The sequence below is a fragment of the Chryseolinea serpens genome (genome assembly GCF_900129725.1).
Lineage (GTDB): Bacteria > Bacteroidota > Bacteroidia > Cytophagales > Cyclobacteriaceae > Chryseolinea > Chryseolinea serpens.
On the sequence record NZ_FQWQ01000007.1, the window covers coordinates 48,429 to 73,913 of the forward strand.

The 25,485-nt window shown below is 50.3% G+C and carries 18 protein-coding genes and 2 riboswitches; of the genes, 13 read left to right on the top strand and 5 right to left on the bottom strand.

The features are described 5' to 3' along the window. Window positions 1-352: 352 nt before the first annotated feature. Entirely contained in the window at window positions 353-1,687 is a 1,335-nt protein-coding gene (locus BUB30_RS34260) for an APC family permease (protein WP_073143555.1), read from the top strand. Window positions 1,688-1,696: 9 nt separating this feature from the next. On the opposite strand, the gene BUB30_RS34265 is transcribed toward BUB30_RS34260, so the two are convergent. Genes BUB30_RS34265 through BUB30_RS34280 form a run of 4 tightly spaced genes read right to left on the bottom strand, consistent with a single transcriptional unit; the run spans window position 1,697 to window position 4,880 of the window. Beyond that, window positions 1,697-3,031, bottom strand: a complete 1,335-nt coding sequence (locus BUB30_RS34265) for an APC family permease (protein WP_073143557.1) — start codon at window positions 3,029-3,031, stop codon at window positions 1,697-1,699. Between the two features lie 3 nt (window positions 3,032-3,034). Continuing rightward, on the bottom strand, window positions 3,035-3,835 hold the full coding sequence (locus tag BUB30_RS34270) for a mycofactocin-coupled SDR family oxidoreductase (protein ID WP_073143559.1): 801 nt from the start codon (window positions 3,833-3,835) through the stop codon (window positions 3,035-3,037). Window positions 3,836-3,837: 2 nt separating this feature from the next. Continuing rightward, window positions 3,838-4,419: a carboxymuconolactone decarboxylase family protein gene (locus BUB30_RS34275; protein ID WP_073143560.1), complete on the bottom strand. Its 582-nt coding sequence runs from the start codon at window positions 4,417-4,419 to the stop codon at window positions 3,838-3,840. A 26-nt stretch (window positions 4,420-4,445) separates the two neighbouring features. Next, on the bottom strand, window positions 4,446-4,880 hold the full coding sequence (locus tag BUB30_RS34280; protein ID WP_073143562.1) for a hypothetical protein: 435 nt from the start codon (window positions 4,878-4,880) through the stop codon (window positions 4,446-4,448). Between the two features lie 116 nt (window positions 4,881-4,996). Next, window positions 4,997-5,101: riboswitch (SAM riboswitch) on the top strand. A gap of 193 nt (window positions 5,102-5,294) precedes the next feature. Between BUB30_RS34280 and BUB30_RS34285 the strand changes: the two genes are divergently transcribed. From BUB30_RS34285 to BUB30_RS34305, 5 genes are all read left to right on the top strand, one after another. Further along, window positions 5,295-6,563, top strand: a complete 1,269-nt coding sequence (locus BUB30_RS34285) for a Glu/Leu/Phe/Val family dehydrogenase (RefSeq protein ID WP_073143564.1) — start codon at window positions 5,295-5,297, stop codon at window positions 6,561-6,563. Window positions 6,564-6,601: 38 nt separating this feature from the next. Beyond that, complete coding sequence (locus tag BUB30_RS34290; protein WP_073143565.1) at window positions 6,602-7,843, top strand: peroxiredoxin family protein; 1,242 nt, start codon at window positions 6,602-6,604, stop codon at window positions 7,841-7,843. 9 nt (window positions 7,844-7,852) lie between these two features. Then, on the top strand, window positions 7,853-8,629 hold the full coding sequence (locus BUB30_RS34295; RefSeq protein ID WP_073143567.1) for an alpha/beta fold hydrolase: 777 nt from the start codon (window positions 7,853-7,855) through the stop codon (window positions 8,627-8,629). Between the two features lie 170 nt (window positions 8,630-8,799). Beyond that, window positions 8,800-9,789, top strand: a complete 990-nt coding sequence (locus BUB30_RS34300) for an ATP-grasp domain-containing protein (RefSeq protein ID WP_073143569.1) — start codon at window positions 8,800-8,802, stop codon at window positions 9,787-9,789. Continuing rightward, the gene (locus tag BUB30_RS34305; protein WP_073143570.1) at window positions 9,786-10,817 is read left to right on the top strand and encodes an LLM class flavin-dependent oxidoreductase; all 1,032 of its coding nucleotides are present in this window, start codon (window positions 9,786-9,788) and stop codon (window positions 10,815-10,817) included. Before BUB30_RS34300 ends, BUB30_RS34305 begins: the two co-directional genes overlap by 4 nt. A gap of 34 nt (window positions 10,818-10,851) precedes the next feature. On the opposite strand, the gene BUB30_RS34310 is transcribed toward BUB30_RS34305, so the two are convergent. Continuing rightward, entirely contained in the window at window positions 10,852-11,790 is a 939-nt protein-coding gene (locus BUB30_RS34310; protein WP_073143572.1) for a DUF1684 domain-containing protein, read from the bottom strand. A gap of 267 nt (window positions 11,791-12,057) precedes the next feature. On the opposite strand from BUB30_RS34310, the gene BUB30_RS34315 reads away from it, so the two are divergent. The 7 genes from BUB30_RS34315 to BUB30_RS34350 all read left to right on the top strand — a co-directional run bounded on the left by BUB30_RS34315 (window position 12,058) and on the right by BUB30_RS34350 (window position 25,484). Then, window positions 12,058-12,672 (top strand): YceI family protein, encoded by a 615-nt coding sequence (locus tag BUB30_RS34315; RefSeq protein WP_073143574.1) that lies wholly within the window; start codon window positions 12,058-12,060, stop codon window positions 12,670-12,672. Between the two features lie 173 nt (window positions 12,673-12,845). Then, complete coding sequence (locus BUB30_RS34320) at window positions 12,846-13,301, top strand: RrF2 family transcriptional regulator (RefSeq protein ID WP_073143575.1); 456 nt, start codon at window positions 12,846-12,848, stop codon at window positions 13,299-13,301. Window positions 13,302-13,379: 78 nt separating this feature from the next. Next, window positions 13,380-13,487: riboswitch (SAM riboswitch) on the top strand. A 342-nt stretch (window positions 13,488-13,829) separates the two neighbouring features. Next, window positions 13,830-16,136, top strand: a complete 2,307-nt coding sequence (locus BUB30_RS34330) for an arylsulfatase (protein ID WP_073143579.1) — start codon at window positions 13,830-13,832, stop codon at window positions 16,134-16,136. 35 nt (window positions 16,137-16,171) lie between these two features. Continuing rightward, on the top strand, window positions 16,172-18,490 hold the full coding sequence (locus BUB30_RS34335; protein WP_073143628.1) for a sulfatase family protein: 2,319 nt from the start codon (window positions 16,172-16,174) through the stop codon (window positions 18,488-18,490). Between the two features lie 110 nt (window positions 18,491-18,600). Then, a complete protein-coding gene (locus BUB30_RS34340) occupies window positions 18,601-20,040 on the top strand; it encodes a sulfatase family protein (protein WP_221408841.1) in 1,440 nt (479 codons plus the stop codon). A gap of 30 nt (window positions 20,041-20,070) precedes the next feature. Next, the gene (locus BUB30_RS34345) at window positions 20,071-21,921 is read left to right on the top strand and encodes a sulfatase-like hydrolase/transferase (RefSeq protein WP_084138559.1); all 1,851 of its coding nucleotides are present in this window, start codon (window positions 20,071-20,073) and stop codon (window positions 21,919-21,921) included. A 509-nt stretch (window positions 21,922-22,430) separates the two neighbouring features. Further along, on the top strand, window positions 22,431-25,484 hold the full coding sequence (locus BUB30_RS34350) for a lantibiotic dehydratase (RefSeq protein WP_084138560.1): 3,054 nt from the start codon (window positions 22,431-22,433) through the stop codon (window positions 25,482-25,484). Window position 25,485: the final 1 nt, after the last annotated feature.

The window sequence follows — 25,485 nt, forward strand, 5'->3', positions numbered from 1 at the left end:
TGATCTTCGCGCAACAGTCCCGTGTGGCGTTGCACGTTGTTTGGTGGATGGTAAGAAACTGCATCATGGTGTTGGGTGCAGCATAAAACAAGGTCTCTAAATAATATTGATGGAAATGATGGTTCATTTTTTATCGGGGGATAAGGCTGCAAATATAGACGAATTTTGATTTAGTATGAAAGTCTATAGATTTAATAGATAAATAAACGGAAGATTTCCATAAATGGTTTTTAAAGGGTTGGAACGTCTTCCGTACAAGATGTTAAATTGTCGATGCTGAACGAAAACGGATAATTTTCAGTTCTCCTGGATCATTAAAGCTGTTCTATGATCTCCACCTTTACATACTTCGATGCCTGATGTTTTGCCACCGCGCCGCCTGGGATTGCTAGAGGCCACGGCCATAAACATGACCGATATGGTGGGTATCGGACCCTTCATAACACTACCCATGGTGATCTCCATTATGAACGGTCCCTATTTTTTGTATGCCTGGATTGCCGGAGCCGTGTTGTCATTTGTGGATGCCACGATCTGGAGCGAATTGGGCGCGGCCTTTCCTTTGGCGGGGGGCTCATACAACTTTCTGAAAGAGACCTATAAAAATAAAGGCTTGGGCAAGCTCATGAGTTTTCTGTTCGTATGGCAGACCATGATCCAGGCTCCGTTGGTAATTGCTTCGGCGGCAATCGGGTTCTCAGCCTATTTTTCCTATCTCGTTCCACTTTCCGTTGTTGAAACGAAGCTGATGAGTGGTGGCGTAGTGTTGAGCATCATTTTTCTGCTTTACCGAAGGATCGAAGTCATCGGAAAGATCAGCGTGTTCTTATGGATCGCCGTCATGGGCACCATTCTTTGGATCATTCTGGGCGGGTTCGTGCATGGCAATATCCTTCAACCGCTGTCCCACCTAAACGACGGTCTGACGGTAAGTTATTCATTTGCCGCAGCGTTGGGATTTGCCTCTGTGAAAAGCGTATACAGCTATCTGGGCTATTACAATGTTTGCCACCTTGGCGGCGACATCGTAGATCCTTCCCGTAATATTCCGAAGAGCATGTTCATGTCCATAGGTGGGATTTCGATTCTTTATCTTCTGATGAACATCAGCATCGTCAGCGTGATCCCCTGGCAGGAGGCCAAGAACAGCGATCATGTGGTAAGCCTGTTCATGCTTCGGCTCCTGGGGCCCGGTGCCGCCACGGCCATAACCTATCTTATTTTGGTGGTGGCCTTTGCTTCTGTTTTTTCCGCCACGCTCGGCTACAGCCGCATTCCGTATGCCGCAGCCGTTGACGGAGCCTTCTTTAAGGCCTTTGCCCGTACGCACCCCAAAGGAAACTTTCCCCATGTCTCGTTGCTTTTTTTGGGAGGCATTGCTTTTGTATTCAGCTTGCTGTTCAAACTAAGCGATGTCATCAGCGCCATTCTGGCGATGCGCATCCTGGTGCAATTCATCGGTCAGGCGGTTGGTCTGCTGATGTTGCGAAAAGAGAAGACTGCAAACTTCCCCTACAAAATGCCTTTCTTTCCCTGGCCGGTTTATCTGGCCATTGTCATGTGGTGCTGTATCTTACTTTCTACCGGATGGCAAATGGCCTTAGGTGGCGTGTGTGTTATTGGCATTGGCGTAGGACTTTATTTTTTGAAGGAACGGCTGGAAAAGCAACGCCTTCGGGAGGCGTAAACATAAACATTAGGCGACCGCCGGTTTTTTAAACACTTTTTGTAAGATATAATATAGAGGATACCCCGCCATGAACAGGAGAAAGCCGACAAATGCAGTGCCCGGTTCGAAGTACATCACGCTGGCGTTGACCAGGGCATAGCCGACAATAAAAATAAGGGTGAGCCAGGGATAGAATTTCATCTTGTAGATTCCCACATCGTGCACGTTTGCCCGCCTGGCCCGCCGGCGCAGAACAAACACGGCAGCGCAGGCAGCGATGAGCCCGATGCTGTCAAAGAACATGACATAGTTCAATATCTTTTGAAACGACGACAAGGTAAAGAGAAACAGGATGATGATGGCCACGTAGACGGTTAGCGCAATTTCCTGCGTTTGGGTTCTTTCATTCACCTTTTTGAAAACCGCGGGCAAAACATTCTCCTCTGCCATGGCATAATATACGCGCGGGTTCGATAGCAGTGAGGCGTTGACGTAGGCCAGCACGGCCAGGAACATGATGATGGAGACGAACACCGCGGCATAATCGCCAACGATCACTGCCGTTATTTCTGCCGCCAGGGCAGGAGAATGCTTCAGCCCCTCAAATCCCAAAACGTTCACGTATGAAATGCTTACCAGGAGATAAAGGACCAGCACGAGGCCCATACCAAAAAAAATGGAACGCGGCATCGTGCGATTCGCGTTGGGGACATCGCTTCCGAAATTCATTGTTTGATGATAACCGCCGTAAGTAAAGAATATGGGGACAAAACAGAGCCAGAAGGCTTTCAACGCATCGTTGCCGGTGAGCGCCTGGGCCACGGCAGCGTCGTGATGCGAAGGCCTTATGAACATGGCGGAAATCATGAGCACCAAGACGGCGATCTTGATGACCATGAGCACGTTCAACGTCCTGGCGCCCATCTTTATGCCACCCAGGTTGATGCCGTACAAAAGGATCACGGAGGCTATCGTCGTGATGCGTATGCCGGCTTCCGGTGCGAGGTTTGGAAAGAGGAGTGGGTTGATATATTCGGCGCCCATAATGGCTACCGATGCGCTTGATCCTGCGTTGGCGATCACGGAAATCCAATTCACCATGAACGCAAAGGCCGGATGATAGCAATGTGAAAAGATCTTATAGAATCCGCCCGCTGCCGGGTAGCGGGAGCCCACCTCGGCCAACGTTAACGCTCCGAAAAAACTGATCACCGCGCCGGCAATCCAGGCCAGGAAGAAAATGGTTGGCACCTGCGCTTTTTGCGCGATCTCTACAGGCGTGCGGAAGATTCCCGTTCCGATAACAACGCTCACCACAATCATGGTGAGGTCGAAGGTGTTTAGCCGCGCCTTGATGGACATAGCCTAACGGGTTAGCAGTCCCGCATCGAGTACGAACTGCGATCCCGTGACAAAGCGGGCCTTGTCCGACACCAGGTAGAGCACGGCTTCCGCCACATCCTCGGGTTCAATCCAGGGCACTGGCAATAAATTTCCGGCAGAGGCTTCCGCGATTTGTGCCGGTGTTTTTCCTTCCAGTGCCGCCAGCCCATCGTTCATCGGGGTGTTCACGCCGGTGGGGTGGATGGAGTTCACACGGATGTTGTGTGGTGCCAGTTCGATGGCCCACGACTTTGTCAGTCCCACCAATCCCCACTTGGAGGCGGCGTAGTGACTGAGGCGGTTCATGCCCCGGAGGCCGGCGATGGAAGAGTTGTTTATGATATTCCCGGTCTTCAGGGCGATCATCGACGGGATCACATGGCGCGCCGTGAGCCAGGCGCCCTTCAGGTTAATGTCCAGCATGGCGTCCCAGGCTTCTTCCGATAGTTCATGGGCCAGTCCGTAGGCGCAAATGCCGGCATTGTTAAAGAGAATGTCGATGCGGTTGAAATGGAAAAGTGTTTCGTGAACCGCTGTTTTTACCTCGGCATCTCTTCGAACATCTCCGGAAAATATAAGACATGCCACACGAAGCTTTTCGATGTCCTGTTTAAGCGTTGTTAAGTCCTGTTCGGTTCCGAGTGCATAACCCGGATACGATAATGGCTTGGCAATATCAAATGCCGCAATGTGAACGCCTTCTTTGGCCAGGGCAAGGGCTGTGGCGCGGCCCTGGCCGTGTGCCGCGCCCGTAATGAATGCGACTTTTCCTTTTAACGACATGGTTATACGTTTTTGAACAGGTTTGATTGAAGCGCGCCTGATTTCTCCACGACTTCACCCACGCGCGCAAAAGGAATAAGGTATTCGTCTATTTCGGTCTGAAGCACATTGTTGAAGATGTTGGTGGCGATCATGATGCCGGCAAAGGCGGTGAGCACCACCAGTTGAGCCGGGGTGAATCGTTGCGCCACAGCATCAAATGTCTCGTCGGGTACGCTGCCCTTATTTCTGCCGATGGCCGCGCCAAACGACACTATCGCCTGGTCGGTTTCCGAGAGTACCAGATTTTCAGGATCCTCGCCCGATTCGATAATGATTTTTCTAAAGTAAGTGCTGCACAACGGACAGTCCGAGGCTTCCGAAATCGACCAGGCAAACAAAGGCGAAAGCCTTTGCCCCAAAATTTTCTTCACCTCCTCAAAGAGCGGATACCATTCCATGTAGGCCTTGAAGGCCGTTAGCGAGTGGCCGAGCGTAGACTTCATGTTGGTGATGCGTCCGTTGAAGAGGAGCTTATGCTGACTGTAGGAAATTTTGATTTCGGTAGGTGTTTTTTCAATTTCCAGGGGTAATATTCTGGGCATAGATTTTAAGTTTAGGGTTGGTTCTGTTATTTGTCGGCTTCAATCGCCTGGACTTCAATGTCCCAATGGGCCACGAGCAACTCGAAGCGATGTTGCTCTTCGCGCTTGAGTTTTTCCAGGTCGGGATATAACTCTTTTTTGTAAGGCTCCGTCAGGTTGGGATCGAACGCGGCCTGAGCGTTTTTGAACTTCAGGGTTACACGGTAATCCCAACGGCCATCTTCTGTGGCATGCTGCCGGGGCTTCTCGATTGTAATGGAGAGCAGATCGCCTTTCTCCAGCGCTTTTTTTAATAACGGGTAATGATTTTTTTTATAGAGCGCGATAAACTCTTCGGCATAGCCCCACTTTACCTTATAGTAGTTTTCGATGATGAAGGCGTCGTCAACCTTTGTCTGGGCATATGCATTTCCACACAGGACGACCAAAAGAACCAGACCTATTTGTTTTGTAGTAGCCATGCCGTTTGCGTTTTTAAGCTTTGAGACTTTTGTTCAGTGGGTCAAGTTATAAAAAAGTCTATTAAAACTATAGAGATTATAGTTTAAATAAAATTTATTCTATAATTTTACAGCGGAATTTATACAGAAGGGGGGAGAGACAGGCTCTGCGAACCCCTAGCAACTTCCAGGTTTGAAACCCGGGTCAGTGCTAAATCCTGCCACCAAAGGGTATATAAATCAGAGAAATCATGAACAAGAAATTTTCATTTTCAGCTTCCGGATTTTTACCGGGTAACCAACGCAAACGCCGTCACCCCGCCCCATTGCATTGTTGTCACTCATGATCTCATAGCCTGACTTCACCGGGCCCAAATGCCCATACAGATACGTACGGGCGGTATACTTTATTTTTTTAACAAAACAGGAAAACCAATGTCCTCACCACTCGCATCGATCGATATTTTTTCGGGCAATCCTTATGAATCCATGTTGGTGCGCTTCGAACAAGCCGCAGAAATTTTGGACCTTCCGGAAGACACGCGCGAAAAGCTGCGTAAGCCGGCCAAACAAATTCAGGTTCATTTTTCCGTGCTGTTAGATAATGGAAGGGAGCGAACCTTCGAAGGCTATCGCATCATCCATTCCACGACCTTGGGTCCATCCAAGGGCGGCATCCGCTACGACATCAACGTAAACCTGAACGAAGTGAAAGCACTGGCGGCGTGGATGACGTGGAAGTCGGCCGTGGTGGGACTTCCGTTTGGCGGTGCCAAGGGAGGAATTGTCGTCGACCCAAAAAAATATTCTAAAACAGAATTGGAACGGCTCACGCGAGGCTATACGAAAGCGCTCATCGATATTTTTGGCCCCGACAAAGACGTGCCCGCGCCCGACCTGGGCACGGGTGCCGACGAAATGGGATGGCTCATGGAGGAGTTTTCCATTCTCCACGGCAAGCCTATCTATGCCGTTGTTACCGGTAAACACATACACGCCGGCGGATCGCTTGGCCGCGTAGAAGCCACGGGCAGGGGTGTGAGCATCGTTACCCTGCTGGCGCTTCGCAAAAAAGGAATAGACATTTCCGGAGCTTCTGTGGCGATACAAGGTTTTGGAAACGTGGGACTTCACGCCGCCCATTTTCTGCATCAGCACGGACTGAAAGTTGTTGCCGTGAGCGATGCCAGCGCCGCCTTCTACCATCCGGAAGGAATTGATATCGATGACCTCATCGTTTATAGCCGGTTGAATAACGATTCGATCAGAAATTATCCCAACGCTGGGGCTATCTCCGGAAAAAAATTGCTCACCCTTCCGGTGGATGTGCTCATCCCCGCGGCCAAAGAAGATGTCATCACCCAGGAAAACGCCGACGAGATCCAGGCAAAAATAATAGTGGAGGCAGCAAACGGACCAACCTCATCCGAAGCCGACGAAATACTGGATCTGAAAGATATCCTGGTGGTGCCCGACATTCTGGCCAATGCCGGTGGCGTGATCGTTTCCTACTTTGAATGGCTGCAAAACTCCAACAACGAAAGCTGGAGCATCGATACCGTGAACCGGGAGCTTCAGGTGTTTCTGGAATCTTCTTTTCAGAACGTCTTTACGGAAGCCTCGCGTTATGCCGTTTCCCCGCGTATCGCCGCCTACATCATCGCCCTGAGCCGCGTGGCCGGAAAGAAGCGATCTATTCTTTAGGACAACCATAAGAAAAACAGAAACTATAGCGCTAACCCATGAACTTGAAAACCAGAAGCCTTGCTACTCTATTGATCCTGCTCAACGTTTTGCTGCTTTCCTGCAAGGATAAGCCTCAACTCCTGGAAGAAGGAAGATATCGCGGTGTGTTCACCACGCAGAACAAACCAATACCGTTCAACTTCAGCGTCGAAGACGACACGGCCGGGACGATCAAAGTTTTCCTGGTGAACGGCAAGGAAAAAACCGCCCTGGACAGCGTGCAGTATCAACGCGATTCCGTATTGATTTCCATTGAGGTGTATGACGCCATCCTGGTAGCGCGAATAAAGGACGACACGTTGAAAGGGTACTTCCGGAAAAATCAAGTGGCGCGACAAGGCATACCTTTTCTGGCCGTACGCGGCGACACGTCGAGATTCGACGTAAAAAATCAAAGCACTGCTGCGCTGGAGGGAAAATGGTCTGTTAACCTGATCAACGAAAAAAACGAAGCGCGCTACACGGTCGGCCTTTTGCAACAAAAGGGAAACCTCGTCACCGGCACAATTCTGACTACAACGGGCGACTACCGCTATCTGCAGGGTGTTGTAGATGGCGATAGCCTCAAGCTGTCGGGCTTCGGCGGCTCAAATCCTTCGTTGTTGGTGGCAAAATTGGTGGACGACCGGCATTTGTTTGGTGATTTTATTTCGCCTGGCGGTAAGGTTAGGCTGGAAGCTGTTCGCAGCGACACAGCAAAACTGCCCGATCCGTATTCGCTAACGTATTTGCAAAAAGGCTATGACAAACTTTCATTTTCATTTCCTGATCTGACCGGCAAGCCCGTGTCGTTGGAAGATGAAAAGTATAAAGGTAAAGTGGTGGTGGTGACCATCAAGGGAACCTGGTGTCCCAATTGTGTCGATGAGGCGGCCTTTCTTTCTCCGTGGTATAAAAAGAACAGGGAACGCGGCGTGGAGATCGTAGGCTTGAGCTTTGAACGAAAAGACGATCTGAATTTTGCCCGCGAACGCATTGGCAAATTCATCAAACATTTCGATGTACAATACGATATACTTTTTGCCGGCCTGGCCGACAAAGCGCAAGCCGGAACGAAACTGCCGGCCCTGAATGCCGTGCTGTCTTTTCCGACAACCATCTTTATAGACCGCCAGGGCAAGGTGCGAAAAATCCATACCGGGTTTACGGGGCCGGCTACCGGCGAACATTACCAGCAATTCATCGATGCCTTTAATAAGGACATCGATCAGCTTCTTAACGAAACAAACGGTGTTTGATTGAACGCTATGAAATACGGAAATCCGCCGCTGTACAATCAATCCTTCACCAACACGGGCGCGGGCCCTGTCGTCATCCTGTTGCATGGATTGTTCGGTAGCAACGTCATGTGGAAGGCCGTCGTGAACGCGTTGAAGGAGGATTTCAAGGTGATCGTGCCCCGCCTCCCGTTGTTCGAGCTGCCGGTGGAACAAGCCAACATCAAACACCTGGCAGCATTGCTCCACGAGTTCATCGAGTGGAATCAATTCACCAATGTTACCCTGGTGGGCCACGCCCTCGGAGGACAGGTAGCCCTGCTCTATGCGCACCTCCATCCCGGCAACGTGCACAAACTCGTACTCACCGCCAGCGCAGGATCAAAGGAAAACTCTCCCGTGCTCAATGCGAGGAATAGCACAAGCAGCTACCGCGACGTGCACAACAAAATTCTGGAGGCATGCTACCGGTCCGAGCTGATTTCCAATGAGCTGGTGGATGAGATCTACACCTCGGTTCACAACATTCCCAGGAGAATCAGCCTCTGGAACCTGGCGCTCTCTTCGCGGCGCGCAAACGTCTCTTCTTTTTTGACGACTATCCGCCATCCCGTGTTGCTGATCTGGGGGCTGCAGGACAAAATAACACCACCTGAAGCGGCGCTCCATTTTCACGACTTGCTGCCCAACGGCAGGGTGAAGTTCATTGATAAGTGCGGGCACATGCCCATGGTGGAGCAGGCCAAAGAGTTCAACGACCACCTGTTGCTTTTTCTGCGGAGTCATCCGGCCCATGCGGTTTTGTAACCCGGAGGCTGCCGCTCATCAAAAAGTATATAAAATCTATAGATTTTATAAATACTTGAATTTATTTGCCTGGGGATTGGGCAAACACGACAATGCCTGCTCAAAAGAAAACGGGTGATTTTAATGCAAGAACCTCATTAACCAAACTTTCACTATAAATTTTATCTTCCATGTCTAGTCATGCAGAGAAACCCATCGGGATATTTTACGAACATCCCGTTTGGTTCAAACCACTATTTGAAGAACTGGAATCACGCAAGATTCCCTACGTCCGCATCAATGCCGCCGAGCATTCGTACAATCCGGCTGAAATTGAGTCGCCTTATTCCCTGGTAGTGAACCGGATGAGTTCTTCTGCTTATTTGCGGGGGAACACGCAAGGCATATTCCACGCTGCCAACTATCTGGCGCACCTGGAGCGCATCGGGGTGCCCACGATCAACGGCGCAGCCGCTCAAAACATTGAAAGCTCCAAGGCCAAACAACTTTCGTTGCTCACCTCGCTAGGCGTTTTGTATCCAAAAACCAAAGTAGTCAATCATATTTCGCAGCTTGAACCGGCAGCCAGGACGTTGCAATTTCCCGTGGTCATAAAAGTGAATATCGGCGGAAGCGGCGCGGGCATCGTCCGGTTCGATACCCTTGATGGGTTGAAAAAAGCAGTAGACCAGGGCCAGATCAATTTGGGCATCGATCACACCGCGCTCGTGCAGGAGTACATCGCCCCCGCCGGTAATCATATTGTGAGGATTGAAACACTGAATGGAAAATTTCTATATGCCATCAAAGTGCATACGACGGGCGAAAGTTTTAACCTGTGCCCGGCAGAACTTTGCCAGGTTCCCGATCCAAACGATGCCCAGGCATGCTTAACGGAAGCTCCTAAAAAAGGCATCCAGGTGGAGGGCTACACACCGCCCGCGGAGTTGGTGCAAAAGGCCGAAAAGATTTTTAAGACGGCAGGCATCGACGTGGGCGGCATCGAATATTTGGTGGACGGCCGCAACGGGCAAGCGTATTTCTACGACATCAACGCGTTATCCAATTTTGTGGCCGATGCCGTGAATGTTGTCGGCTTTAACCCGTATAAAAATTTCGTCGACTACATTGAATATCGCCTTCAAAAACATTATCAAACTCAACCCGCCTACGCCTTATGAAATTTGGATATTGGTTACCCGTATTTGGCGGGTGGCTTCGCAATGTCGAAGACGAAAACATGACGCCCACCTGGGACTATGTGAAAAAATTGGCGGTACGGTCCGAAGAGCTTGGCTACGACACCACGCTGATCGCCGAGCTCAACCTCAACGACATCAAAGGCGAATCCGCCCCATCGCTGGATGCCTGGAGCACGGCGGCGGCCCTGGCGGCCGTGACCAGCACGCTTGAAATCATGGTGGCGGTCCGGCCCACGTTTCATTCGCCCGCGTTGCTGGCCAAGCAGGCGGCAAACATCGATCACATCAGCAACGGACGGCTCACGCTCAACGTGGTGTCGTCGTGGTGGCAGGATGAGGCGCGGAAATACGGTGTTCATTTTGAACAGCACGACGACCGCTATGCCCGCACGGCCGAATGGCTTCACATCGTGGACCACCTGTGGAAGCAGGATAACTTCACCTTTGAAGGCAAGTACTACAAAGTGGATGACACGATCTTGCAACCCAAGCCCATATCCAAACCACGGCCGTTCCTATATGCCGGCGGAGAATCTGAAGCCGCCAAGGAACTGATCGCACAGCGTTGCGATGGGTATGTCATGCACGGAGATGCTCCCGAGGTGATCGGCAAACGGATCGACGACATGCGCCGGAGAAGAGAGAAACATGGACTGCCTCCCATGAAATTTGGTGTGGCCGCCTATTCCATCATCCGGGATTCTGATCAGGAAGTAAAGAAAGAACTGGAACGCATCACGAACGTGAACAGCTTTGCCGCGGGCTACAAGAATTATCAGCAGTGGCTGGCCGGCACACAACTGGAGAAGCAGGTTTCTCTGGAGGAATATTCGGTGTCCAATCGTGGGTTGCGCACCGGTTTGGTGGGCTCACCCGGATTTGTGGCGGACCGGATCGGTCAATACGAAGACATTGGTGTCGATTTTTTCCTGCTGCAATGCAGCCCGCAGTTGGAAGAAATGGAACGCTTTTCCAAGAGCGTTATTCGTGTTCCGTCCTATTCATAAAAAATAAAACACAACGGCCTTTGTCCACCCCAGATCAGTGGACAGAGACCGTTGCGTTTCCGGAGTGGCTCCCGGCTGAATAATTTTTCTCGCCGGCTTTCACTTCCACCGTCAACGCGTTTTGGCGGGGCGGCAGGGGACATGTGGCATAGGGCGTAAATACGCACGGTGGGTTGTAGGCCTTGTTGAAGTCGATGTAGACCGCTTCGCCCGCTACGGGCTTTTTCACATAAACAAAGCGGCCTCCTCCATAGGTTTCATTGCCGCTGGTGACGTCCGCGAAAATGACAAAGAACTCGTCTTTGTTTCCCTCCAAAACATCCAGCCGATGTTTTTTACCCAGTAAGTCAAACACCAGCGTGCCGGGCGACCGTTGGGCGGTCGTTTGCCCCACGATGTTGGTAATGTCGATGGTGCGCGACGAATCCGCTTTTTCGAACCCAGCCTCTACGCGAAAAGCCGGATCGACCGGGTAGCGCTCGATACCGGCGAAGGATTTTGTTGCTTCACTATCCAGGTCGCGCAGGCGAACGGCGAGTTTGGTGTCGCGCCGGATAATGTTCCACCGCAAGGATCCACTTTCCACGATGATGGCACTGGAGTCGGGATGAAAGACAACTTGTTCTGTGGTTATGGGCTTTCCGTGCACCGTAATGGTCACGTTATTATCTGCCCGCAGGATAACACGATTGTCTTGCACAATGAAATAACCGGCATGCTCCGCGATTTTTCCACTCGGAAAAACGATGTTGTTCTTTTCGCTGCTGCCAAATGTATTCGGACCGGGTTCAAGCCAGTAGAGTCCGACGAGGTTTAGCCATCCGTCCGGTGCCTTTACATCTTCCAGCCGCCGCGTGTGCCAGGCGTTGAGCGAAGCCTCATAAGCCTGGCGTTCCTCCGGCGTAAATTCTTTCTTTGGTGAACAACCTGCGATCCAGGCCAGCAGTGCCAGCCCTAAAAATTTTCTTTTCATGCGTATAAATACATCAACCCGATGGTTCCGAAAGATAAGAAGTTTGTTAAAAAATATAAAATCTATAGAAATAATAGATTTTATATTTTGAAAATAAAATTTAGTACTATTTTTGTCTTATTCTTTGACGACAGTCTCTGACTGTTGTTGTTAGTTACACCACCAATTTTTATTCAATGGACGTATGGCCACGGCAATGTGGGTGAAAAAAAATTGCCTCAGTATTTATTAATGACTCAATGAAATTTTAACCTAAACCTAAACACTATGAGAAACAAGCTCTTTAAATTCGGCGCCTTGGGCGTAATGGCTTTTGCGGCATTTTCGTTCGCAGAACGTCCAGCCGTTCAGGCGTACAAAGTAAACCCCAAGGAAAGTTCATTACAATGGAAAGGAAAGAAAGTGACGGGCGAGCATTCTGGGAAGATCAACCTCGCCTCCGGCTCCCTCAACTGGGACGGGAAGACTTTGAAAGGAGGAAATTTTGACATCGACGTCACCTCCATAACGGTAACCGACATTACAGACGCAGAAACGAATGCTAAACTGTTGGGGCACTTAAAGTCCGACGATTTTTTTGGCGTGGAGAAATTTCCCAAAGCTTCTTTTGTCATCACATCGGCCACGCCGACTGGAGATAACAGCTACCTGGTGAAGGGCAAACTCACGATTAAAAGCATTGTGAACGACGTAGAGTTTCCGGCCCAGGTGAAGGCTGAAGGAAAAAAAGTAACGGCGACCGCAAAGATCACCGTAGACCGCACGAAGTATGACATAAAATTCAGGTCGACAAATTTTTTCGAAAATCTTGGGGATAAGGCAATTGCCAACGATTTTGAATTGGATGTCAAGTTGGTTGCGTCTTCTTCGGACGGGGTATAAGGCTTTGGATGGGGTTGGATAAGTAAGAGGGAAGGGAATTCATCGCGCTGTCTGGTTGCGTTTTTGAATTTCCTTCGCCTTTTATTGATCCATTATGCGAATACCAGAAGGATGATATCCGATGGCAGCGTGCCCTTTGCTGCAGAAGAATGTGTCCACTATAAAATATCGTTATGTTATCAAAAAAATGTCAATACGCGTTGCACGCGTTAAAGTTTATGGCGCAACATCCGGTTGGCCAACTCCTGCACATAAAGGAAATTGCCAGCCAGGAGCATATCCCTAAAAAATTTCTTGAGTCAATATTGCGGGATCTAAAAACGGCTGGAATCTTGGGAAGTAAAATGGGCAACATCGGTGGGTATTATTTTATAAAGAAACCATCGGACGTAACGTTGCTCGAAGTGATCAGGACAATTGACGGAGCGGTGGCCATGCTCCCCTGTGTTTCTCTGAATTATTACCAGTCCTGCGGCTTCTGCGAAGACGAGTCCACCTGTGGGATCAATTCCGCATTCAGTAAAGTTCGGGACGAGACGTTAAAGATATTGTCAGCAACCACCATCCGTGACCTTAGTCCCGATTTGATCACCGTCGGGAGGGATTGGGGAGGGTATAAAAAAAGTTAAAATATTATTTGGATCGACATGGATATAAACTACATTTGTCTATCGACTTAATAGAGTAATCAATTTCCCACCGGATTGATTTTATAGAAGAAGAAAGAGAATAGGCTCGATGAACTTCTGGCAACCTGTCGCCACCAAGGACAAGGTGCTAAATCCAACTATAAAATTTTTGAAGTCCAATGAAAACCAAGACAGACCTTCCGGGGACGATCGTGCATGCTCCACATTTACTCCATTCTTATAGCAACTATTGCTGTTGCTGATTCTTAACGCCTTCGTTTATCCTTTTTATCGCTGGGTAGTATCCGGGATTCGGATGCAACCCTGTTGACGGATCCGTTAGTGGCGTATCTACAGACAACGCGCAGGCTGTGGCCTGTTTGAAAATCAAAAAAGCTGGGTTGTTTGATGTCGATGAGGTCATTCCGGCGTCATCGTTTTTTAGCCGCTTATTTTCCTGGAAAGGCAAGACGAGTTTGATGCAGCCGTCTTGAACCAAAATTAAAGACCAAATAAAATTCAAAGTCAATGAAAAATTTATCCGCTCACATAACCCGCAAAGGGAAGTTCATCGCCCTCAGTATCTTGTTGGCCGGGGGCGCGGGCTTTCAAGCCGTTGCGCAGCAGGAGCCGCTACAGCCCTTCAAAGGCAAATTGGGCAAGACCTTTGAAGAGACACAACAAGCATGGCCCGAATTCACGAAGGCCAAAGCCGATTCGCCGAACGTTATCTACATATTGATCGACGACATCGGCTTTGGTGCGGCGTCGGCGTTCGGTGGGTTGATCCCCACACCCACGTTTGACAGCCTGGCGAACAACGGCTTGCGCTATACAAATTTTCATACGAATGGTGTATGCTCTCCCACGCGTTCGGGTTTGTTAACGGGTCGCAATTCGCACTCGGTTCATATCGGAAGTAACTCGGCCGCGGGGACACCGGGTTATGACCGGTATATGCCCTTTGAAAAATCGACCATCGCCGACATCCTTCGAGAAAATGGTTACAATACCTATGCTGTTGGCAAGTGGCATTTGACACCTTCCAGCGACCTGACACAGGCAGGCCCTTTCAATCGCTATCCTACCGGAAGGGGATTTGATCACTACTATGGTTTTCTGGGTGGCGCTACAGATCAGTATCACCCGCAGCTTTGGGATGATACGCGCAAAGTTGAACTCGCCGACAACAACAAAACGCACATCACGACTTTGCTCACCAACAAAGCCATCAGCTTCATCGCAGAGCAAAAGTCGCTGGCGCCTGAAAAGCCATTCTTCCTCTACTATGCTCCCGGCGCAACGCATTCTCCCCATCAGGTTGACAAGAGCTGGGTAGACAAGTTCAAGGGCAAGTTTGACCAGGGTTGGGACAAGTACCGCGAAGATGCGGTGGCACGTCAAATTAAACTGGGCGTCGTTCCGGCCAATACGGTATTGCCTCCGAAGGACAAGGATGTGCCGCATTGGAATGAGCTCAGCGCCAATGAAAAGAAACTCGCCATCCGACACTTCGAAGTGTATGCGGCCTTCCTGGCGCAAACGGATTATGAAGTGGGTCGCCTGATAAATTTCCTGAAGAATATCCATCAACTGGACAACACACTCATCTATCTTTCCATCGGCGATAACGGCGCCAGCAAAGCCGGGACACCGTTTGGCAGGATCAAGATCTATGATCCCGCCCTCACCGAAGAGCAACGGCTGCAGCAAAGCCTGAAGGACATCGACCTGATCGGCACTGAAGACTCCAACTCCGACTATCCGTTGGGATGGGCACAGGCCACGAACACGCCTTTTCGTTATTTTAAGGCCGATGCAAATTCAGAAGGAGGAACCCACAACCCGCTGATCGTGTTCTGGCCAAAACGAATCAAAGAACGCGGCATCCGGACGCAATACAGTCACGTCACCGACATAACCCCCACGACACTCGAGTTGGTGGGTGCCAAAGTTCCCACCGTCATCAATGGCTATCAGCAGGAACCGTTTGAAGGAACAAGCCTGGCCTATTCCATCGACAACGCCAATGCGCCAACCCGCAAAACCGTTCAGTACTATGAGATCAACGGCTCCCGTTCTATTTATAAAGACGGATGGAAGGCTGCGGCCTATCACGTGAAAGGTCAAAGTTTTGATGCGGACAAATGGGAGTTGTTCAACCTGAATGAAGATCACAACGAACGGTTTGAGCTTTCGGCAAAGTATCCCGAAAAGTTAAAGGAGTTAAGAGAACTGTTCGACGCGGAGGCCGTGAAATACAATGTTTATCCCTTGAAGGACGGTACCGAACCGGCGCCCCGCACACCAACGGCATTTGATGGGAAGTCGCAGTTTGTATTCTATCCCGGCATTTCTCAAATCACGGAAGTGCCCACGTTCATTAATCGCTCGTTCGCGATAACGGCCCAAGCGGAGATTCCGGCTGCGGGGGCGGAGGGCGTATTGCTTTCTTTGGGCGGTCGCCCGGGGGGAATAAGTTTCTTTGTGCAGAACAAGCAATTGCATGTTGTCTATAATTATGGGCTTGACAAAAAAGTGATCAGCTCAAAAGGAGCACTTCCCACGGGAAAAGTTGAATTGCGTTATGAGTTCGAATCGGATGGTGATCCTGCCAAGGCCACCGGCAACGGAACCTTATTTGTGAACGGAGTAAAAGTGGGAGAGGGCCGCATTGCCAAACCTGCGCGGGGCAGCGCCTTTGAAGGCCTGTCTATCGGCAAAGACATTATTACGCCCGTAGCGGATACCTATAAAGCACCGTATGAGTTTACGGGTAAGCTTAAAAGTGTGACGGTTGAATTGAAGGAGCGATTCAATGTGTCCAGCAGGTAACCAATCAACTATAGCGTTCATCAAAAATGTACAACATGAAAAAGAGAAATATTTTTAAACGAAGATATAGTGCGATGGGCAGAGGACTAAGTGTGCTATTGCTCAGTGGAGCGATGACGTCACTGCACGCCCAACACTCGCCAACGCCAAAACATACCGGCAAGCTTGGCAAGACACTCACGGAAACCGAGCAAGCATGGCCCGAACGAAATCCGAAAGCTCCGGCGGGGGCGCCCAATGTAGTGTGGATTTTATTGGATGATGTTGGCTTTGGCGCCATCAGCACCTTTGGTGGGTTGATCAAAACGCCCACGCTGGACAGTCTGGCCAACGCGGGTCTGCGCTATACAAACTTTCACACGACGGCAATTTGCTCGCCAACGCGCGCCGCGTTGCTGACAGGACGCAATCAACACTCCGTTCATATGGGCCTCTTCACCAATACGGGAGGGGGAACTCCGGGATATGATGGATACATCCCGTTTGAAAAAGCTACGGTGGCTGAAATCCTTCGCGAGAATGGCTACAATACCTATGCGCTCGGCAAGTGGCACCTCACACCAAACAGTCACGCTACACAACTGGGACCGTTTAACCGCTGGCCAACCGGACGTGGCTTTGATCATTACTTTGGCTTTTTAGGGGGCGCTACGGATCAATACTTCCCGGTGCTATGGGAAGACACCAAGAAGGTTGTGCCCGACGGCAAGAAATTGTTCAGCACGCTGATTGCCGATAAAGCCATTCGCTACATAGCAGAACAAAAATCCATTGCGCCAGAAAAACCTTTCTTCCTTTATTTTGCTCCCGGTGCCGGACATGAGCCGCACCAGGTTGATAAATACTGGAGCGATCAGTACAAAGGTAAATTTGACCAGGGCTGGGATAAGTATCGCGAGACCGTAATCGAAAATCAAAAACGATTGGGTGTCATCCCCCAAGACGCCGCATTGCCCGACCGCGGGCCGGGCGTTAAGCCATGGGAATCCTTGTCGGCGGATGAGAAAAAATTATACGCCCGCTTTCAGGAAGTATATGCTGGATTTCTTTCCCATGCCGACTATGAGATCGGTCGCGTGATCCGGCACTTGAAAGACTTGGGCCAATTGGAGAATACGCTGGTGATCATTTCCGTCGGAGACAACGGCGCGAGTAAGGAAGGGACATTTGAAGGCACCGCGAGCCGTAACTACGCTCCGGACATCACCCCGGAAGAACGTTTGAAGAAAAACCTGGCACAAATTGATCTTATCGGCACGGCGTACTCCAGACCAAACTATCCGCTCGGATGGGCACAAGCCACCAACACGCCATTCAAACATTGGAAACAGGATGCAAACTCCGAAGGCGGAACACACAACCCGTTGATTGTCTTCTGGCCCAACCGCATAAAGGATAAGGGCGGCATTCGGAATCAGTATGCGCATTTAATTGACATCCTTCCCACGACGATTGAACTAACCGGCGCGAAAGTGCCAACGGTTATCAACGGCTACCCGCAGGCACCCATCGAAGGGACAAGCCTGGCGTTCAGCATCGACAATCCGTCCGCGCCGAGCCGTCATCATATTCAATACTACGAGATCATGGGATCGCGCTCGATCTATAAAGATGGATGGAAAGCGGGCACACTCCACGTGAAGAAGGAACCCTTCGACAAGGATGTTTGGGAACTCTACAATCTCAATGAAGATTTTAACGAGCGAAACAACCTGGCATCCAAATACCCTGAAAAGCTGAAAGAGCTTCAGGATCTTTTTGATGCAGAGGCTTGGAAGTACAATGTGTATCCGCTCAAGGATGGCACCGTTCCTCAGAAATCCCTCGGTGCGTTCGACAACCGCGATCGCCTGGTTTTGTATCCCGGGACACTGCAATTGTTTGAAGGCACAGCACCGCCGATCGGGGGAAGATCATTAAGCATCACGGCCGACGTCAATGTGCCAGCGAAAGGTGCGGAGGGCGTGTTGCTTTCCATCGGGGGTCGTACGAACGGATTGAGCTTATATGTGCAGGCGAATCAATTGTGGTTTGCCTATAACAATGGCGACGAGAAAGTGTATGCGTCTTCTGCAGAATCCATCAAGCCCGGAAAGAACCTGTTCAGGGTTGACTACAATTATGAAGGCGTGACCGGCGCACCCACCGGACCGACCGGCCCGGGCACTGCTGTGTTATACATCAACGACAAGAAAGTGGGGGAAGTAAAAGTAAAACGGACATTGGGAGGCGGCATCGGCACGTACGAAAGTATTGAAGTAGGCCAGGACGTGATCACCGCGGTCACGGATAAGTATAACGTTCCCTATGCCTACACGGGAAATATAAACAATGTAACGATCGACTTAAAATAGCCACAGTTTTTTCAAAACATCACCGGGCACGGATTGAATGAGGGCCAGGTGATGTTTTTAAAGTAGGTCAAACAAAACGCATCCACTGCAAATCAATGATCCGTTCTTTTTTGAAAATCAATTTAGTTGTGCTTATGCTCGCCTCCCCGGCAGCACTTTCCGCACAATCCAAGAGCAAACAACAACCCCCGAACATTCTTTTTTTGGTTTCGGATGATCATAGCGCGCCTTACCTGGGTTGCTACGGTTATCCGGATGTAAAAACACCAAACATTGATCGACTGGCTGCGGAGGGAATTCGATTCAGTCGCGCGTTCACAACGGCGCCGCAATGCGTACTTTCGCGCGCAGCGATCATGTCAGGTCGCTCCACGCTGGATGTTCGCATGACGCGCTTCTCCGCGCCTTTGCCGGCGGACGTCGTTGCTTATCCGGAAGTATTGCGAAAGAGCGGTTACTATACAGGCATCTGCGGAAGGAATTTTCATCTAAATGGCAACCGGGCCGTAAAGGAATCGGCTGATGTATATGATGCCTATCATCTCGAAACGTTTAAGGATCGCGTAGACTATCTTAAAGTTTCGCAGGTCATGGATAGCATCTTCGCCCAATACAACCAGTTTCTGGATCGTGTTCCGAAGGGCAAGCCTTTTTTTCTGCAGCTCGGGTATAGCGATTCCCACCGGGTATTTGATGCAAAAGAATTTGAGCCGGATCCTTCAACCCTAACCTTGCCCTCGCTTTGGCCGGACACGAAATTAGTGCGTCAGGATTTTGCGGCATACCTCGGTGAAATACAACGTCTCGACAGAGAAGTGGGACGCGTGCTGGACGACCTGAAGCGAAGAGGACTGGATAGAAATACGCTTGTTGTCTTTATGGGCGACAATGGCGGCGCGTTGCTTCGCGGAAAGGGAACGTTGTATAACACGGGCCTGCATGTTCCGCTCATCTTCAGACATCCTGGATTGATCAAGCCGGGGCAGGTGACCGAAGCGCTGGTATCCGGTGAAGATATTGCGCCCACATTCCTCTCGGTTGCAGGCGCGCCCGTTCCGAAGGAAGTAACCGGAGTAAGCCTGAAGTCCGTTTTTCAAAATTCAAGTGCGGAGCCACGGGAATATGTTTACGCCGTTCGCGGTGCGCATGGTTCAGGGCTGCCGACGAACACTGCGAATTTTGATTTGGGAAGAACCGTGTTCAACAAAAAATACAAACTGATTTACAATGCGTTGTGGCAGCTTCCCTATTATCCCGTGGACTTTGCGGCTCAGCCCTTCTGGTTGGAACTTAGTCAGCTTCATGCCGAAGGAAAACTGGATAAAAAATTCGATGGCATATTGTTTTCCGAAAGAAGGGATATCTTTGAACTGTTTGATGAAGAGAACGATCCCAATGAAGAGGTGAACCTGGCGGGCGATCCACGGTACAAAGAAACAGAGGATACGTTAAAGGCGAACCTTCAAAAGTGGATGATTCTCAACGAAGATTACCTGCCGTTGCCCCTACCGCCACCAACGGCAACGGCTCCCCCCACTTCGGCGAAATAGAAGGGACTTATGAGTTAACGCACCAGGTCTATGCAAATACTATCCACCAAACTGAATTGCGTTCGCATGGCGTCGACACTCGTAGCGGTGTTCTGTTCGCTTCTGGCGATGGCACAAAACGTTGACCGGCCGAATATTTTGTGGATTGTGAGTGAAGATAACAATACCGATTTGATCCACAGTTATGGTAATGCCTTTGCCACCACGCCTAACATCGACAAGCTCGCCACAGAAGGCGTCCGATACACAAACGCGTTTTCCACGGCTCCTGTCTGTGCACCCTCGCGTCATTCGCTGATCACCGGGATGTATCCGCCATCCATGGGTACCGAACACATGCGCAGTACATATCCGGTCCCTGATTTTGTGAAATTCTTTCCAAGGTATTTGCGTGAAGCAGGATACTACACAACAAACAACTCGAAAAAGGATTACAACACGATTGATCAACTGGAAACCTGGGATGAGTCGAGTGATAAGGCTACCTATAAAAATAGAAAACCGAGCCAACCGTTCTTTGCCGTATTTAATCTGGGGGTGTCGCATGAAAGTAGTATTCACATTCGCCAGGATTCGTTGCGGCATGATCCCGCGAAAGTTCCGCTTCCGCCTTATCATCCCGACACCAAAGAATTCAGAGAGGATTGGGCGCAGTATTACGACAAAGTGGAAACCATGGATCAGCAGGTCGGCCAATTGTTGAAGGAACTCGAGGACCAAGGACTTTCCGATAATACGATCGTATTTTATTATGCCGACAACGGTGGTGTGCTGCCACGAAGTAAACGCTTTATGTATGAGTCGGGATTGCATGTTCCCTTGGTCATTCGGCTGCCGGCGAAGTACAAGGGTCTTTCCCCCCATAAAGCCGGAACGACCACGGACAGGATAGTCACCTTTGTTGATTTTGCGCCAACGATATTGAGTCTGACGGGAATTAAAATTCCGCAGTACATGCAAGGCAAGGCATTTCTGGGAACGCAACAGCAACCGCCGCGCGACTATGCCTATGGTTTCCGGGGAAGAATGGACGAGCGAATTGATATGTCGCGCGCCCTGCGCGATAAAAGATACCGGTACATCCGAAACTACCTGCCCCATCTACCGTATGGTCAGCATTTAATTTACCTGTGGCAAGCGGCGTCCACGCGGTCGTGGGAAAATGAATTCCGCGCGGGTCGGTTGAACGAGGTGCAATCGGTTTTCTGGAAGCCGAAACCGGCGGAAGAACTATATGATGTCGTGGCGGACCCCTACAATATAAACAACCTTGCCGGAAAGCCGCAGTACGAGAAAGTGTTGCTTCGGATGCGCAAGGACAATCATCAATGGTTGACGGAATCCAGAGATATAGGTTTTATTCCGGAAGCCATCCTTTACCAACGTGCGCAGCGCGCCGAATCATTGTACACACAAGCTCAACAAGAGAAGGATATGGACAGGATCATTGAAACCGCTGAGATGGCCTCCTCGCGGGATGTGAAACATCTCCCCGAAATCATCAATCGGTTAACGGACGCTAATCCGTCTGTGCGCTATTGGGCTGCCGTTGGATGTACCGTGTTGAGAGAACAGTCCTTGGTGGCAAAAGAATCCTTGCTGAAACTTCTGGCAGATTCGGAAATGGCCGTCCGCATAGCAGGTGCGGAAGCCCTTTATAACATTGGCGAAAAGCAGGTGGCCGTGCGTGCCTTGGGTGAGTCTCTAAAAAGCGACAATCCATTTGCGAGACTTCAGGCCTTAAATGTACTACAAACCATTGGCGATGATGCTTTGCCGGCGCTCGAGCAAGCCAGAAGTTTGATACCGGCCGATCCTAAGCTGGAGGATTACAATGCACGCGCAGCAAAAACATTGATTGAGACGGTTCCGAATAGATAAATGGCCTGGCAAGGGCCATCGCAAAATGCCTTGTCCTGCAGGATGGTCGCTTATCCGAGGTTGACCACTTCTTTTAGTCAGCCTGTTACCTCCTGATTTCGCCGCCATGTGATCACAAGTTCCGTCATCAATGGACCATTGTCTCCAGTGGTTTTGAAGCAGATCTTTCTTTAAAGGCAAGCAAATTCGAAGCCTGGCAGTAATTCAATATCTCGTCATCGCTCTTCAGGTTCACCTCGACCTAAAATGGAAATCCTTTCGGTTGTCGTTCATCCTTTTCCTACACGAAGCGTATGGGTTATGTACCTGCTTTAAGGGGCTTTTCTTAGGTCAAGAACAACTGTAACTGTCTACGGGTCAGAAGGTTTGGGGTTTGAATCCCACAGGTCCACTGAAAACCAAGGAGTTACGAAGATGGAGTCACCTGATTTTCGAAATCTTTTTCTATCTTTCATTACCGTATTCCCCACCCTCCGTTGTAGGTGCAAATAATCCTCTAATACGCCAGTATGTTGGAATGTGAAGATTATTTTATCGTTCGTACCCCCATGCTTTCTTACGGAACAGCCAGCCTCGTTTCGGAAGACAACCTGAGAATGCATTTCAGTAATCCTGCTGTACAGGAAGCTTTATGGCTGGCATCGCCCGATCTTTATGACTGTCTGAAACCTTTTCTTGCGGCGCAGCTAACAAAAGAGGAAAACCTGCGTGTAGTCCTGTCGTTGAAAAAATACTGGCTGAGGCTTTCCTCCAGGCCTACACCCTTTGGGATGTTTGCCAGCGTGTCGGTGGGTCAGTGGAAGGAAAAGACAGAAACCCTTTTACTTGACGGTCTGCGTCGCTTCACAAGGCTCGACGTGGAGTTTATGGCCGGCGTGATCGAGAGGATTAGTGGTTTGCCCGAAGTGAGCGAAAAAATCCGGTACACGACCAACAACACCGTATATCACATCGCCAATGCGTTCCGATATATTGAGTATACGGTGAAGAAGGGAAAGCGAATGTACCAACTGTCGGATGTCGATGATGACCGAGTGGTTTCGATGGTACTGGAAACCGCACGGAACGGTGCTACGCGTGAAGATCTTGTGCAACAAATCATGAAGGAAGGTTTTTCTGTAGAGGAGGCCGGTGATTTTTTAAATGAAATGATTGAGAACCACCTGCTCATCAGTGAGCTCGAAATCCGGTTGACAGGAGAGGACTTTTTTTCTGGCGTTTGCGCGGTCTTACAACGGCATGACATCGACATTCCCGTGTTGCTAGATATTGCGCAGCAGCTGCGGGAGTTGGATGGCCGTATGCCCAGCGAAAATCTTGACAGGTATTCAAAACTTTCCGACACCATCAGGCCGCTCTCCGTACACGAACAGGGCAGGAGCTTTCTCCAGGTCGACGTTTTCCGCGAAGCGTCGATTACCCTCAGTAAAAAAGTGCAAGCGTCGCTGGTGCACCTCGTTCACGTCTTGGCGGGGTTGTTTCCGGGACGAAGTAATACGGCGCTCACGGCTTTTAAAAAAGCATTTCAGCAACGTTATGGGTTCCGCCCCGTGAAGCTCTGCCAGGTGCTTGACCCCGAAACAGGTATCGGTTACCCAACCGGACAGGACGTGGCATTGGGGGAATGCATGCTTTTGCAGGATATCGATTTCGCCGAAGGCGCGGTACCTACGCTGGCGGAGATCACACCCTTTCAGGAATTTCTAGTGGCCAAATACAGCCAGGCCCTGGCAGCGGGGAGCGTATTGCAGTTGTCGGATGCGGATGTGAAACCCTTTATGGGTTCGTATCGCCTTCCGTCTTCCCTTTATGCCATGCTGTCGGTGGGATCGCCAAATGCAGCGGCGATTGATGCGGGGCACTATCGGCTACTGTTTTCCGGCGCCTATGGACCCTCGGCGGTCAACGTGATGGCGCGGTTTTGTCATCTCGATCCCACGCTTCTCCAGTGCGTCAGACAAACGTTGAAGAAGGAACAATCTTATGCAACGCCGGTTTACGCAGAGATCGTACACGCCGACCAGGCGCGAACGGGCAACATTTCGTCGCGTCCGGTTTTGCGGGATTTTGAGATCCCGATCCTTACTCCAGGTGGTGTGGACGAGGCGCATCGTTTGCCGCTTAGCGATCTTGTGCTCCAGTGCACGGGTGAGGAATTGGTACTTTATTCCGAGAAATTAGGCCGGCAGGTCATACCCCGCCTCAGCTCGGCGCACAACTATTCGGCAGAGGTTATTTCCCATTATCGTTTTTTGAGCGACCTGCAACATCAAGGTGTCCTATCGGCTGTGCGGTGGGATTGGGGTGTTCTGGCATCGGCACCCTATTTGCCGCGGGTCGTGCTGAATCAAGCTGTGGTGTCGCCCGCCCGCTGGAAATTGACAAATGAAGATAAGAACCGGTTTGCCGCAACGTCTGCGCTGGCCGATGAAATAACGGCCTGGCGTGCGGAACGAAAGGTACCGCGACACATTTTAACAGGCGAAGGAGATCATAGGATCCCCATCGACCTCGAGTCTGTGGATCAGCAACAGGTTTTTAAAAACATCCTTCGACGGGCAGACGTTTTGGAGGAGTTCTTGGGACAGGAGCACCAGGTTTTTACCGATGCCAAAGGCATGGGATATCAGCATGAGTTGGTGGTGCCCCTGCTCAATACCGACCGTGTGGAAGAGACGCGGGTGGCGTGGCCAGCTCCGCCGGCTTCCCCTGGTTTTGGATTGGGCAGTGAATGGCTTTACTACAAACTATATTGCAATGCAAAGGTAGCCGATGCCGTGTTGATCGGGTTTGTGAAACCCTTGGCTGAAGAGCTGTTGCGCGACGGCATTATTGATCGTTGGTTTTTTATTCGCTACAACGACCCGAAGCATCATCTGCGCATTCGATTTCATGGAAGTCATGATTTTTATCAAGTCATCGCGGCACGTTTTTATCGTGCGATAGCGCCTTTCCTGGAAGCTGATCTGGTGCAGGATTTCTGCACCGATACGTATCGGCGCGAGTTGGAACGGTATGGAGATGATGACATACAGCATGCGGAGACGATTTTTTTTGCTGACAGTATCTGTTTGCTTCCCTTATTGGCCGAAGTGCAGGGTGACGAGACGATGCGATGGGTTTTGGGACTGCGGTTGGCGGATCAGCTTCTGGAGCTCTTTGATGTTCCGCTGGCCGAGCGAGCAACCTTGATGAGTTCACTCCAGCAAAATTTTGCCGACGAGATGGGAGGTGTGCAGCGCTTGAAGCCCTCTTTGTCGGCCGTCTACAGGACCCACCGTCCCGAAGTAGCCGCCATCCTGAACAACGAAGGGCTTTCCGCCCCGGTAGTAAAACTGCTGACGGAACGACGGGCAAATATGGTTGCACCGGTCCGGGCGTTAAAGTTCGCGTCGCCGGCGTGTCGCGACGCGGCGGTGCTCCGAAGTAGAATTCAAAGCTTTTTGCATATGACATCGAATCGTTGGTTTGCTTATAACCCACGGCATTACGAACTGGTGGTGTATGATTTTCTTTGCCAGCACTACAAATCGATCCTGGCCAAAAGCCGGGTGAAGGCTTGAT